The sequence below is a fragment of the Mesorhizobium sp. M7A.F.Ca.AU.001.01.1.1 genome (genome assembly GCF_004022735.1).
Taxonomy (GTDB): Bacteria; Pseudomonadota; Alphaproteobacteria; order Rhizobiales; family Rhizobiaceae; genus Mesorhizobium; species Mesorhizobium ciceri.
The window spans coordinates 1-13534 of sequence record NZ_RZPF01000070.1; the positions used below are offsets into that span (position 1 = coordinate 1).

Genomic DNA, 13534 nt, shown 5'->3' on the forward strand with positions numbered 1-13534 from the left:
CATAGGCGCCCATGGCGATCCGGTCGATGCCGAGCGCCTTCACCACCGAACCGGCGGTCTCGCCGCCGGCGACGACGAGCCGGCGGACGCCGAGTTCGCGCACCAGAATCTGGGCAATCCCGGCCAGGATCTCTTCCGCCCTTGCCGCCACCATATCGCGGCCATGCGCCTGCTGCAGCGCTTCGACGGTCGCTTGCGGCGCTGTCGTAGCAATGGCGATCATCGCGCCGGGCAAATGCCGTTGGGCGAAGGTACGCGCTTCGGCCATGACATCGGCGCCGGCAAAGGCGCTGGCAAGGTCAATCGTCAGCAGTGGATTGTTTTGCGCAAAACGCTCGAGCTGTTCGATGGTGCGGTCGGCGACGCTGCCGGCCAGCACCGCTGCCGGCCCTTCGACGGCCGGCAGGCTGGCGGCAACGAGATCGCCTGAATCCAGCAGCCCATGCGTGAGCCAGGCCGGTGGCAGATGCGCGGCGACTGAGGAATTGCCGGTCATCAGCGGCAGGTCGAAGGTGGCTTCCGCGATCGCCGCCAGATCGCGCTCGCGGATGGTGTCGGTGACCAGCAGCGTCTCGCCGCGCCTGCTTTGCTCTCCTATAGCGCTCCGGATGGCTCCAGCGCCGGCGTCGACGACGAGATAGGGCACCAGCCCGACCTTGCCCCTGCTCTGCGCCTGCAGCACGCGAACCAGATTGGAATCGGTCATCGGCGTCAGCGGATCGAAGCGCTTGGGCGACTCAGCAAGCAGCTGGGGACCGCCGAACATATGCCCCTGATAGACGGTGCGCCCAGTCTCACACAGCGCGGGGGCGAACAGTGTGACGCCGCCGCCAAGGCGCTCGAGCAGCGCTTCGGCGCAAGGACCGATATTGCCCGCGGGCGTCGAATCGAAGGTGGCGCAATATTTGAAGAAGATCTGCCGCGCGCCAGCTTCGACCAGCCGGTCCGCGGCCTCCAGCACCTGGCGCACCGCATCGCTGGCTGCGATGACGCGGGTCTTCAGCAGGATCACATGGGCAAGATTGCCTGATGGGATCGGCGCGTCCAGCCCGACCGTGCATCCCGTCGGAATGCCGCGCGCGACCAGCATCGACGCCAGCTCGGTGCCGCCGGTCAGATCGTCGGCAATGGCGCCGAACAGCAAGGAAGGCATCGACGCGGTCATGCGGCCCGTCTCATGTCTGCCGGTTTCGGGGCGGCTTGTCTCATGTCGGTGGTCAGGCCATTCGTGGTATCATATACACAAGCCACGCGACGCAGGCGACGCCTGCGCTGTTGCAAGAACGGAGAGCGGATGTGACTGCTTCTATCGCGCCGATCGCGCGCGACAATCTGACGACGCGTGTCTATGAGGAGCTTCGCCGTGCCATGATGGAAGGCCGTTTCTGGCCGGGCCATCGCTTCAAGATCCGCGACCTTGCCGCCAGCCTTCAGGTGTCTGAGACGCCGGTGCGCGAGGCGCTGATGCAGTTGGTGCGCGAAAAAGGCCTGGAGATGGAGGCCGGCCGTTCGATCACCGTCGCCCAGCTGTCGCTGGCTCAGTATCTGGAACTGCGCAGCATCAGGCTGCATCTCGAAGGCATGGCGGGTGCCGCGGCAACGACGCGCATCGAGCCGCGCGAGATCGACCGTCTGGCGGCGGTGCATGAGAAACTCATTGCGAACGAGGACAATGGCCGCTGGTTCGAAGCCGTCCGCGACAATTGGGAATTCCATCACTCCATCTACCAGGCGGCGCAAATGCCGGAGCTGCTGGCCATCATTGAGGGAATCTGGCTGCGCAACGGACCGCTGGTGAACTACCAGTACCCTCACGCCCGGCCGACCTATGACGGCCGCCACCGGCATCTCGACATTCTTGAAGCGCTGCGGGCGCGCGACGAGAACGGTGTGCGCAAGGGCATTCAGCAGGACATGATCGAAGGCGGCCGCCTGCTGGTCAAGGTTCTCGAACGGCTGAACGACGGCGCGGTCACGCCGGAGGAACTGCGCCGCGCTGCGCAGAACGGCCGACTGGTGTCGGCCACCGGCTGAACAGTTTGTTCCTTTCCACCGCATTGGCGCCGGTCACGCCACCTGCGCCGCGGCGGCCATGCCCGCATCGGCAGCCTGCAGGGCGAGATCTATATCTTTTGCGGTGTGCGCAGCACTCAGGAACATGTTGTGCCGGGGATGGAAATAAGCGCCTTCGCGCAAGGCGGCCGAGCAGAATGCGTTGGCTAGCTTGAATTCGGCATCGCCGTCGAACAGCACCATCGGCATCGACACCGGACCTGTCTGTCGCAGCGAAAGACCATGCTTCTTCGCTGCAGCATCGAGGCCTGAGCGCAGCCTGTCGCCGGCCTGTGTCATGTGGGTGACGGCGTCGGTATCGCGCAGCGTGCTGATGGTAGCGATCGCCGCGGCCATTGCGACGGCGCCGTACCAGAAAGAACCCGTCACATAGACCTTGGTCGCGGCTTCGCGAAACCGGTCGGTGCCTGCGATGGCGGCCAGCGGATAGCCATTGGCGATCGCCTTCGAGAAGGCGGACAGGTCCGGCCGTACGCCGAGCGGCTCCCAGCTGCCGGCGAGGTCGATGCGGAAGCCGGCGCGCACATCGTCGACGATCAATGCCGCATCGGCAGCGGTGGTGAGTTCGCGCGCCCGTTTGGCGAAGGCGGCGGTCGGCAGTTCCTGGTCGCGGGCGATGTCGTGCCGGAAGGCAGTGACGACGACAGCAGCGAGATCGTTGCCGGCCTGCTCGACGGCCACTTCGAGGCTGGCGACGTCATTGTAGTCGAAATGGATCAGATGGGCGCGGTCCTCGGCGGTGACGCCGGCCAGCGATGGCGTGCACCACGGCACGGCACCGTGGTAGGAGCCGCGCGCGACCAGCACCTTGCGTCGGCCGGTGCCGGCGCGCGCGATCGTCACGCAGGCCGTGGTGGCGTCGGTGCCGTTCTTCTGCAGCATTGCCCAGTCGGCATGCGCGACCGTCTTGACCAGCAGCTCCGCCAGTTCGACCAATACCTCGCCGGGGCCGTTCATCGCATCGCCGAGGCGACGCTGCCGGGCGGCAGCCTCTTCGACTGCTTGATGATGGTGGCCGAGAATGTTGGGCCCCCAACTGCACATCAGGTCGATGTATTCGTGCCCGTCGACGTCCCAGACCCGGCAGCCGTCGGCGCGTTCGAAGAATTGTGGATAGGCGGAGCCGAGATAGCGCGTCGCCATGTGTCCCCACATGCCGCCCGGAATGACCGAGGCCGCACGCTCGCGCAGCAACTGGTCCTTGGAGTTGATCAGGGAAGGCATGACGAGGTCTCCGCTCATTGATATATCATATATTGAATTTGATGTTGGAAGAACAGGATTTGCTGGCCTTCCGGGATGGAGAACAGGGAGGCGACTGTCGCCTCCCCGTATTGTTTTGCTCAGTGGCTGAGTTCTGCCAGCGGCAGGTTGCAGCAGGCGCTGTAGCGCACGCCCTTGACGTCCGACTTGTAGGCCAGGATCAGGTTCGGGCTGATCAGCGGCAGGATGATCCTGTCCTTGATCATCTCCTCGCCGGCCTGGTGCCACAGCTTGGCGGCCTCGTCGCCGCTTGCCGCAAGGGCTGCCTTGTAGATATCCGCTTCCTTCGGGTTGAGCACCGACGGGTCGCGCTCCGCGCCGGCACGGCGCGACCAAGGGCTGCCCTTCGTCATTGCGAAATAGTCGATGTATTGCGAGGTGCCGTAATAGTCCGGCGCGTAGAACACCGCCGTCATCGGGATGCCGTCGCCATTGACGCGCTCGCGCCAATTGGCGAAGGGGATCGGCTGCAGGTCGAGCTTGATGTTGATCTTGGCCAGATCCTGCTGGACCTTCTGCATCAAGAGCGAGAGATCGACGCCGTAGACGTTCATGCCGGGGAACGCTGCCTCCATCTCGAAGCCGTCGGCGTGTCCGGCCTTGGCCAGAAGTTCCTTTGCCTTGGCAACGTCATAGGGCTGCGCCTCGAAGCCCGAACCGCCGGGGAAGCCGAGCGGGATCGGCGCGCTGATCAGCTGACCCTCGGAGCCGATGGTGAAGTCGAGGATAGCAGGACGGTCGAGACCGAGCGAAATGGCCTCGCGCACTTCGGGCGTCAGCGGCACCTTGTTGGCCTTGGCGCCGGGCGACAGCGCCACATAGATGAAGTTGTAGGACGGCACGGTCTCGATCTTGACGTCGCTGCCGGTCATCGTCTTGGCCGTGTCCGGGTCGATCTGCATGGCGATATCGGCGGTGCCGCTCTGCAGCATCTGCGCCTGCGCCACCGCATCCTTGGTCTGGCGTATGACGACTTCGCTCAGCGCCGGCGCCGTGCGCCAGTACTTGTCGTTGCGCGCCAGCCGCAGTTCCGAATTGGGCTCATAGGATTTCAGCACGAACGGCGCGCTGCCGGCCGAATGGGCCAGGAACCAGGCCTCGGCATTGTCTGTCGTCGAGGCGTCCGCATCGGCCTTGGCGCCGGCTTCGGAAGCAACCTTGCTGTTGACGACCGCTGCGTAGGGCGCCGCCGCGATGTTGAGGAATTCGGAGCTCGGCGCGACCATCTTGACGACGACCGTATGCGCGTCCGGAGTCTCGATCGAGGCGACATTGTCCATCAGGAACGAGGCGCTGCCCTTGAGGTTCTTCAGCCGCTCCCAGGACCATTTGACGTCCTTGGCTTCGACAGGCGAACCGTCCGAGAATTTGGCGGCCGGGTCGAGCGTGAAGGTGAAGCTGCTCTGGTCGGCATTGCCTTCCCACTTCGAGGCGAGCAGCGGGATCAGCTTGTTGTCCTTGTCCAGCGTCAGCAGCGATTCGTAGACGCTGGAATTGTAGATCTGGCAGGTGTCGCAGAAGGCGCGGTGCGGATCGAGCGAATTGAGGTCGATGTTACGCGCAATGACCAGCGGCTTGCTGTCCTGCGCGAAGGTGGCAGGCGCCCAGAAGGCGCTGGTGGCCAGCAGCACGGCCGCCAGCATCGTCGCCCTGGTCTTGGCTCTTGGTAGGATCGTCATGTCCATTTCATTCTCCCATTTTCTTGTCAGATCTTTGTGGCAATGCGTTGCTCTATCCACCCACGGCAATGAGGGATTGAAGCGCGGCCTTGAGCTTATCAGCGCCGCCCAGTGCGGCGCGGTTGAGCGGGGCCGATACGACGGGAGCCGAGAGGCTTCCCGTCACATGCAGGATCTCGTGATCGAGATAGTCGAACACGCGATCCTGAATCTCTTGTGTCAGCCGTCCGCCAAGCGACAGTCCACGCTGCACCTGCTCGACGACGGCCACCCGGTTGGTCTTGCGGATCGAGGCCTCCACCAGCGGCCAGTCGAGCCCGGTCGGGTCGAGGCTGCGCAGATCGATGATCTCGGCATCGACGCCGGTCTCCTCGACCACCTGCTTGGCGACGGCGACCATGCTGGCACTGGTGAGCAAGGTGCAGGCACTGCCCGGCCTGACGGTTTTCGCCTTGCCGAGTCGCACGCAATAATCGCGGTCATCCGCAGGCACAGGCCCTTCGCTCGGGAACAGTTCGACATGCTCGATGACGACGACCGGATCGTCGCATTTCAGCGCCGAATTCATCAGGCCGATATAGTCGAAGGGCGTCGTCGGGGCGACGATGCGCCAGCCGGGAAACAGCGCGAACAGGCCAGACGGATCGCCCGAATGCTGCGAGCCGTAGCCGGTGTGCGGCGAGACGCGCACCCGGATCACGATCGGCACCGGGAAGCCGCCGCCGAACATGTGGCGCACCTTGCTGACCGCATTGAACAGCTGGTCGGCGGCAACCAGGCAGAAATCGCCGAACATGATCTCGACGATAGGCCGCAGCCCGCAAAGCGCTGCACCCAGCGCCACGCCGACAAAACCGTTCTCGGCGATGGGCATTGCCAGTACACGCTCCGGCCAGCGTTCCAGCGCACCCTTTGTGGCGCCCGAAACGCCGCCGCGCAGCCGGTGCACATCCTCGCCCATGATAATGATGCGCGAATCCTTTTCCATGGCGCGCGCAATCACCTCGGACGCGGCAACCATGAACTTGACCGGCCTGGTGTCGGCTGGCGGCATATCCTCGATCTCGAGGAAACGCTCGCCCTTCAGTTCGGAAAGATCACCGCGTATCTGGTTGTCGACGCCGCCTGGGTCTGGCCACAGATGGTCGGGAATGCCCAGCGCGTTGCCACTCATTTCGGTGAGCGAATCGGCAGCGGTGTTGACCACCTCCATGACGCGCTGGTCGAGTGTGCCGAGGTCGGAAGCGTTCAAAATGCCCATCGTCTTCAGGCGAGCCGCCATCGTGACCAGCGGATCGCGCGCTTTCCAGGCGTCTTCCTCGGCCCGCGTGCGGTAGCCGAATTCGCTACCCGGGCGCGCGCCGCTCTGATGCAGGAAGCGGTAGCAAAGCGCCTCGACCAGCACCGGGCCACCGTCTTCCTCGATCGCCCGGCGCGCCTCGCGCATGGCATGGTGGACCGCCACCACATCCATGCCGTCGCATTCGATGCCGCGAAAGCCGAGCATAGGTCCGCGCGAGGCCAGCCGCGTCTCGCGCGTCTGCTCGTTGATGTGCGTCGAGACGGCATAGAGATTGTTTTCGGCGAAAAAGATCACCGGCAGCCGGTAGAGCGCGGCGATGTTCATCGCCTGATAGGCCGGCCCCGCCATCATCGTGCCGTCGCCGAAAAAGGCGACCGAGATGTTGCCGGTACCGAGCAGCTTGTCGGCCAGCGCATAGCCGGCCGCATGCGGCAGGTTGCCGCCAATGATCGCGCTGGTGCCAGGGATGCCGGAGGCATCGTCGCGCATATGCATCGAGCCGCCACGGCCGCCGCAATAGCCTGACTTGAGGCCCATGATCTCGGCCATCAAGCCGCGCACCGAGCCCTGCATGTCCGGGTTGAAAGCGTCATGCAACGGGTCGAATCCGCCGGGCGTCTGCGCGTTGACAAGCTTGGCCAAGACCTGGTGATGGGCGCGGTGGGTGCCGTTGATGCGGTCGCCCGTACCGAGCACGGACATGGCGCCGACCGCCGTCGCCTCTTGTCCGATGCTGGCATGCGCCGGACCATGCACCAGCCCGGCATTGGCGAGATCGAGCACTTTTTCCTCGAAACGGCGGATGAGCAGCATCTGCTGATACCAGCGCACCAGGCTCGAAACCTCGGCGTCGTTCCAGTCCGAATCGTCGACGTCGAGCCGCAACCAGGGCGCCGATGGCTGGATCGATGTCTGCTGGACCATGTCAGCTATTTCCGTTCTGGTAGATGATATATCAAATATTTTCTCAGTCGATTGCGTCCGGGCACTTTTCCTGGGCACTGCACTGGCTTGCGGGCACCGCACAAATGGAATTAAATTTCATTTTCTGTGCGAAGCCGAGACTAAGCCGGGACGGCGGCGTTCCGCAAGAGGAATTTTGAAGCCAGTTTTCGAGCCATTCCGGCGACAAGCCCCCTGCACCAATTCACGGAGGGAGCGGCTCTGCAAATCAGGCATTCGGCTGGCGGATCGGCTGGGTAAGCGAGCGGCTAGCGATCGGCCTGATGCTGGAAGAACTGCAAAAACAATTCCCGCTCGGTGGTGATGTCGAGCTTCTCGTAGATGCGCCGGCGATGGTTCTTGACCGTGCCGACGGTGATGCCGAGGCGCTCGGCGATGTTGGCCGTCGGGTGGCCGGCGAGGATCAACTGAACCAATTCCCGCTCGCGCAGCGACAGCTCCGGCCACAGACTGGCCGGGATCGTCGGCTCCTGCCGGGGCGAGGCGCCGGGGCCTGTCGGCGCCGACGTGCGGGAGAATTTGGTTCCGCGCGCCTTGATGTCGAGCGCATGCAGCGCCTCGAATACAGGCAACCGCTCGTCCAGCAAAGCGATCTCGCTCTCCTTGAACGACGTGGTCGAGCGGTCGAGGAAGATGCCGAGGCACCAGTCGCCGCCATCGGCAAGCATGATGCCGACCTCGTCGCAGATCTCCGACTGCGCCAGGAAGCCGGCAATGTACTGGCCGCGCTTGGCCTCGTCGTCGGCGAGCCGTTTCAGCGGCATGATGCCCAACCTGCGCTCGCGCCGCCACGAGGCATAGAACGGGTCGAACACGTAGTAATTGTGGAGATAGCGCCGGACCATCTCATCCGAGAAGCGCCGGTGCTTGATGAATTCGGGTGTCTGCGTCGCCGAATAGCGCGTCACCGTGACGAGGTCGTGGTCGATGTCGGCGCCGATCAGGTCGATCAGGCAGTCGACATGCCTGTCCGTGCCGATGGCGGCGATCGCTTTGGCGAGCGGCGCCCAGATATTGCCCATGCCCATGCCCTTTTCTCGGCGATGTCAGCCCAACCGTCATTGTGTCTTTAGGCATATGGCGCGAGGCCATCCAATGAATCTAGCCTGGCGTCAACCTAGACCAGATCCCGAGGCGACCGTGACCCAACCCAATCTCACCGCCCCCATTGTCGGCAACCCAATCGTCATCGGCATCGACGCCGGCGGCACCATGACCGACACGATCCTTGTCGATCAGGACGGCCACTTCAAGATCGGCAAGTCGGCGACCACGCCGAAGAACGAAGCCGAGGGTTTTCTGGCCTCGGCCGAGGACGCGGCGGATGCCTGGGGCATCTCGCTGGAATCATTGTTTTCAGGCGTCAACGTCGTGCTCTATTCCGGCACCGGCATGCTGAACACGCTGTTGTCGCGCACCGGCCGCCGGCTCGGCCTGATCACCACCAAGGGCCTCGAGGACATGATCCTGATGGGCCGCGGGCTGCAGGCCTGGGCCGATTATTCCTACGCCGACCGGCTGCATGCGGTCACCCACCATCATCCCGATCCGCTGGTGCCGCGCCGCCGCACCCATGGCGTCACCGAGCGGATCGACCAGTTCGGCGACGTCGTGCTGCCGCTCTATGAGCACGAGGTTTCTGCAGCCGCAAAAAAACTGATCGCCGACGAGGTCGAAGCGATCTGCATCATGACCATCTTCTCGCACGTCAATCCGGTGCACGAGAAGCGCATCGCGGAAATCTGCCGCGAAGAGGTCGACAAGGCCGGCGCCGACATCATCGTCTACACCAGCCACGAGGTCCGCCCGGTCATCCGCGAGCAGTCGCGGCTGAACTCGGTCCTGATCGAGGCCTACGCCACCTCGCGCGGCCGCAAGCAGCTTAGGGGTATCGAGGACGTCTCGAAGAAATACGGCTTCAAATATGGCGTGCAGACGCTGCTCTCCTTCGGCGGCCTGACCTCGATCAACCATCCGCGCCTGCATGAAACCATGATCTCCGGCCCGATCGGCGGCATCCTCGGTGCTGCCTATGTCGGCAAGCTGATCGGCAATGATTCGCTGATCTGCTCGGACATGGGCGGCACCTCCTTCGACATGGGCGTTATCACGCGCGGCCAGACGCGGATCGAGAACGAGCCGCTGATGGATCGCTTCAAGCTCAACGTGCCGACGCTGCACCTCGATACGATCGGTGCCGGCGCCGGCATGATCCTCAAGGTCGATCCGCTGACCAAGAAAGTCTCGCTTGGACCGGAAAGCGCCGGCTCCGATCCAGGTCCGATTTGCTTCGCCAGGGGCGGCACCGAACCGACCATTGCCGATTGCGATGCGATTCTCGGCCGGCTCAACCCGCACTATTTCCTCGGCGGCAAGGTCGTGCTGCAGGTCGAAAAGGCCCGCCGCGCCTTCCAGGAGAAATGCTCCGACATCCTGGGCGTCGGGCTGGAGGAAGCCGCCGAAGGCATGATCGACATGCTGGAGGCCGACGCCAACAACGCGCTGCGCCGCGTCATTTCGGGCCAGGGCATCCATCCCTCCGAGTTCACGCTGCTGTCCTATGGCGGCTCTGGCCCGCTGCACCTGGCCGGCTGTTCCAGGGGCATCGGCTTCAAGGACATCATCACCTTCCAGTTTGCGGCCGCCTTCTCCGCCTTCGGCTGCACCACGGCTGATTTCATGCGCCGGCATTCGGTGTCGACGCAGCACGACATCCCGTCACGCGCCGATGAGGCGACGCTGGCCGCCTTCGGCGTCAAGGTCACCACGGTCTGGAACGACCTGACCAAGGCCGCGGTCGACGAGATGATCGCCGACGGCCATGCGCGTGAGAAGATCAGGACCGTGCCGTTCCTGATGATGCGCTACACCGGCCAGCTCGAGGATGTCGAAGTGATGGCGCCGCTGGCTGAGGTCAACTCGGCCGACGACATGCGCAGGGTTATCGACGAGTTCGAGGCGGTCTACGCCAAGGTCAATCATCGCGTGTCGCGCTATGGCGAGGCCGGCTTCACCATCACCGAACTCGGGCTGATCGCCACCGCCGACAAGGTCAAACCGGTGCTGCTCAAGCGTCCGCTCGGCAAGTCGGATCCGGCTTCCGCGCACAAGGGCGTGCGCGAGGCCTATATCGGCGGACGCTGGCACAAGGCCAATCTCTACGAGATGGACCTGCTGCAGCCCGGTCACGAAGTCATCGGTCCGGCCATCATCGAACACCCCGCCACCACGCTCGTCGTTCATCCGCAGGACCGCGTCCATGTCGATGAATGGACGCTGCTGCACTACACCCACGCTTGAGAGGGCACCGCCATGTTGGACAAACCTGCTTCGGCCCTGCGCCTTCGCGAAAGACTGCTCGATTCCGAGCGGCTGATGGAAGAGACCGGCTGCTATGACGGCATCACGGAACTCACGCTGCGCAACCAGGATCCGCTGAAGTTCGAGACGCTGCACACCAAGCTGCGCGCCTATTGCGTCTCGGCTCGCGAAATGGCCCGCCGCATCTCGGCCTCGCCCGGCGTGCGCGAAGTCGGCGAGATGGTGGTCGCCATCTATACGCCCGAAGGCGACGCCATCGCGCTCTCCAACGGCATCATGGTGCATGTCCATACGATGAGCCGCTTCATCAAATGGATGATCAAGAACAATTACGAGGAAAACCCGAAAATCCGTGAAGGCGATATCTTCGCCAACAACGACGCCTTCATCGGCACCGTGCAGGTGCCTGATGTCATGGATGTGGTGCCGATCTTCCATGAAGACACGCTGGTCGGCTGGGCCGGTGCCGTCTGCCACGAACTGGAAGCCGGCGGCATCACGCCGGGCGGCGATGTCTGCCTGGCGCAGGAGCGCTTCACCGAAGGCCTGTTCGTCTGCGCCGAGAAGATCGGCGAGAATGACGAGATCCGGCGCGACTACGTCATCCGCTGCGAGCGCAATCTGCGCATGCCGATCTACTGGGTGCTCGACGAGAAGGCCAAGGTCGCCTCCTGCATCGACATGCGCGAAAGCGTCAAGCAGCTGATCTCCGAGATCGGCCTCGACTACTGGATGAAGGTGTCGAAGGAGTTCATCGAGGAAGGTCGCCGCGCCCAGCTCGCCCGCACCCGCCAGCTCACCGTGCCCGGCATCTACCGCGGCCACACGTTCTACGGCCATGTCACGGCGGGAAAGCCCGGCTTCCAGCTGCTCGGCGATCCCGACTGGCTCTACAACATCCCGATCGAGATGGAGATCACGTCAGACGGCAAGATCACCATGGACTTCGAGGGCACGCAGCCCTGGGGCTACCATTCGATGAACTGCACGCCGGCCGGCATGGATGGCGGCATGTTCGTGACGCTGACCCAGCACATGAATTTCGAAGGCCTGGTCAATGACGGTGCCTGGATGGCGACCGAACTGAAACTGCCGCACGGCACCTGGACCAACCCCGACAACGAGATGGTGGCCACCGCCACCTCATGGGCGCTGCTGCTGCCGGCCTACGGTGTTTTCCAACGGCTTTTGTCGCGCAGTTTTGTCGCGCGCGGCTTCGTCGAGGAGGCCTTTGTCGGCCAGGTCAACAGCCCGATGATCGAGATGGGCGGCGAAAGCCAATACGGCACGCCGTTCGGCATGGCGCATTTCGAGTGCGCTGCCGCCGGGTCCGGGGCGCTCGCCATCAAGGACGGTCTCGACACCGCCTATGTCGGCTGGAACCCGGAATCCGACATGGGCAACATCGAGGTCTGGGAACAGTCGATGCCGATGGTCTATATCGGCCGTTCGATCGTGCCGAATTCCGGCGGCGCCGGTAAATATCGCGGTGGCTGTTCCTTCGTCTCGACCTGGCTGATCAACAAGACCTCACATCTGCGGCTCCACACCTCCGAGCACTCCTCGCGCGTGTTCGACAATGGCGGCATGTGCGGTGGTTATCCGGCGCCGACCTGCCAGAAGCATCGCGCGGTGCGCAACTCAGACATTCACGAACTGGCGGCAAAAGGCGAACCGCTGGCGCATTCGCCCGGCATCGACCCTGACGTCTCCGACTACGAGAAGAACATCGGCGGCGACCATGTCGTGGTCGAAGGCCCCTACATCACCTCGCCGCACAAATCCGGCGACATCTTCAGCCATTCCTACAATGGCGGCGGTGGCTATGGCGACGTGCTGGAGCGCGATCCGATCAAGACGGCATGGGATGTCGAGAACGGCTTTCTCACCCGTGAAGCGGCGGACCAGGTTTTCGGCATTGTGCTGAAGGACGATGAAGACGGTTATCCCGTCGCCGATATCGACGCCACGGTCGAACGCCGCGCCGCCATGCGCAAAGAGCGCCTGGCTAAGGCGATTCCGGTGGCGGATTGGATCGCCAAGGAGCGTGGCCGCGTCGGAAAGGCCGACTTCGCGCCCGAAGTGAAGAAAATGTACGCCAGCGCGATCAAGCTGTCGTCGCGCTTCACCAAGGAATTCAGCGATTTCTGGAACGTCGACGCCAAATCGATCTTCACGCCGGGAGCCAAGCCATGACCTCATACAGCAAGGAAGTTCTGGGCGATCTGGCCGCCGGCAAGCTGCCCTGGCCGCAGACAAGGCGCATCATGAGTGCCTACAAGGATGACGACCGTTTCTTCAAGATGGTTGCCGTCTATCAGGATCGTGTCGCCTGGAAGGACCCGATCCTGCTGCCGGTCTCGGACCATCTGTTCATCTGCCAGAGTGGCGATGAGCGCATTACCCGCTGCGAATGCGGCCACTCCTTCGGCGACTATCGGAAGAACTGGAAGCTCAACGCCGTGATTAACGTGCGCAACACCGAGGAGGCTTTGCGCGAGATCTATCCCAACAGCGATCTCCCTGATCCCGAATGGATGGAAATCCGGGAGTTCATCTGCCCGGAGTGCGGGACGCTGCATGAGGTCGAGGCGGCGGCACCCGGTTATCCCATCGTGTATGATTTCGAACCCGACCTCGAAGGCTTTTATCGCGAATGGCTGGGCAGACCGCTTCAGGGGTCCTGAACGCTCGTCGATGGAGGCTGCGCCGCTGTGATTGCCAAATCCGGTCAGGACTGATTGCCTGCCCAAACGAAGCGGAGACCGTGCGCCATGAACAACCTTTCCGGCCGTAGCGCCATCGTGACCGGCGGTTTCTCGGGCATGGGCTTCGCCATTGCCACGGCTTTGGCCGAGGCTGGGGCCAATGTCGCCGTCGGCTCCTACATCGCGCCTGCCGGCGCCGACAGATCCGATGCCGCCTACTATCC

9 protein-coding genes and 1 pseudogene are annotated in these 13534 nt (G+C 63.6%); 5 read left to right on the forward strand and 5 right to left on the reverse strand.

The genetic code is table 11. From position 1 onward, the window contains the following. Window positions 1-1165, reverse strand: a 1165-nt coding sequence (otnK, locus tag EN884_RS06900; protein ID WP_245491902.1) for a 3-oxo-tetronate kinase, incomplete at its 3' end; no start/stop codon positions are given. 131 nt (window positions 1166-1296) lie between these two features. Between otnK and EN884_RS06905 the strand changes: the two genes are divergently transcribed. Continuing rightward, the gene (locus tag EN884_RS06905; protein ID WP_013528131.1) at window positions 1297-2034 is read left to right on the forward strand and encodes a GntR family transcriptional regulator; all 738 of its coding nucleotides are present in this window, start codon (window positions 1297-1299) and stop codon (window positions 2032-2034) included. A gap of 33 nt (window positions 2035-2067) precedes the next feature. On the opposite strand, the gene EN884_RS06910 is transcribed toward EN884_RS06905, so the two are convergent. The 4 genes from EN884_RS06910 to EN884_RS06925 form a co-directional block, all read right to left on the reverse strand. Beyond that, window positions 2068-3297, reverse strand: coding sequence for an aminotransferase class III-fold pyridoxal phosphate-dependent enzyme (locus EN884_RS06910; RefSeq protein ID WP_082826632.1), 1230 nt, complete (start codon window positions 3295-3297; stop codon window positions 2068-2070). A 119-nt stretch (window positions 3298-3416) separates the two neighbouring features. Continuing rightward, window positions 3417-4979: an ABC transporter substrate-binding protein gene (locus tag EN884_RS06915; protein ID WP_164747171.1), complete on the reverse strand. Its 1563-nt coding sequence runs from the start codon at window positions 4977-4979 to the stop codon at window positions 3417-3419. A gap of 88 nt (window positions 4980-5067) precedes the next feature. Further along, window positions 5068-7242, reverse strand: a complete 2175-nt coding sequence (locus tag EN884_RS06920) for an alpha-ketoacid dehydrogenase subunit alpha/beta (protein WP_128360507.1) — start codon at window positions 7240-7242, stop codon at window positions 5068-5070. 287 nt (window positions 7243-7529) lie between these two features. Then, window positions 7530-8309, reverse strand: coding sequence for a helix-turn-helix transcriptional regulator (locus EN884_RS06925; RefSeq protein WP_063169873.1), 780 nt, complete (start codon window positions 8307-8309; stop codon window positions 7530-7532). Window positions 8310-8421: 112 nt separating this feature from the next. Between EN884_RS06925 and EN884_RS06930 the strand changes: the two genes are divergently transcribed. From EN884_RS06930 to EN884_RS40235, 4 genes and pseudogenes are all read left to right on the forward strand, one after another. After that, complete coding sequence (locus tag EN884_RS06930) at window positions 8422-10581, forward strand: hydantoinase/oxoprolinase family protein (protein WP_082826633.1); 2160 nt, start codon at window positions 8422-8424, stop codon at window positions 10579-10581. Window positions 10582-10593: 12 nt separating this feature from the next. Continuing rightward, a complete protein-coding gene (locus EN884_RS06935) occupies window positions 10594-12798 on the forward strand; it encodes a hydantoinase B/oxoprolinase family protein (protein ID WP_063169874.1) in 2205 nt (734 codons plus the stop codon). Next, entirely contained in the window at window positions 12795-13289 is a 495-nt protein-coding gene (locus EN884_RS06940; protein WP_063169875.1) for an acetone carboxylase subunit gamma, read from the forward strand. Before EN884_RS06935 ends, EN884_RS06940 begins: the two co-directional genes overlap by 4 nt. Before the next feature lie 87 nt (window positions 13290-13376). After that, window positions 13377-13534 (forward strand): annotated as a pseudogene (locus EN884_RS40235) (3-oxoacyl-ACP reductase); the annotation flags it as partial.

What these genes read in the sequence shown, in the direction of transcription:
- EN884_RS06910 (WP_082826632.1), bottom strand. Translation starts at nt 3,297, where the DNA reads ATGCCTTCCCTGATCAACTCCAAGGACCAGTTGCTGCGCGAGCGTGCG.
- EN884_RS06915 (WP_164747171.1), bottom strand. Translation starts at nt 4,979, where the DNA reads ATGCTGGCGGCCGTGCTGCTGGCCACCAGCGCCTTCTGGGCGCCTGCC.
- EN884_RS06920 (WP_128360507.1), bottom strand. Translation starts at nt 7,242, where the DNA reads ATGGTCCAGCAGACATCGATCCAGCCATCGGCGCCCTGGTTGCGGCTC.
- EN884_RS06925 (WP_063169873.1), bottom strand. Translation starts at nt 8,309, where the DNA reads ATGGGCATGGGCAATATCTGGGCGCCGCTCGCCAAAGCGATCGCCGCC.
- EN884_RS06935 (WP_063169874.1), top strand. Translation starts at nt 10,594, where the DNA reads ATGTTGGACAAACCTGCTTCGGCCCTGCGCCTTCGCGAAAGACTGCTC.
- EN884_RS06940 (WP_063169875.1), top strand. Translation starts at nt 12,795, where the DNA reads ATGACCTCATACAGCAAGGAAGTTCTGGGCGATCTGGCCGCCGGCAAG.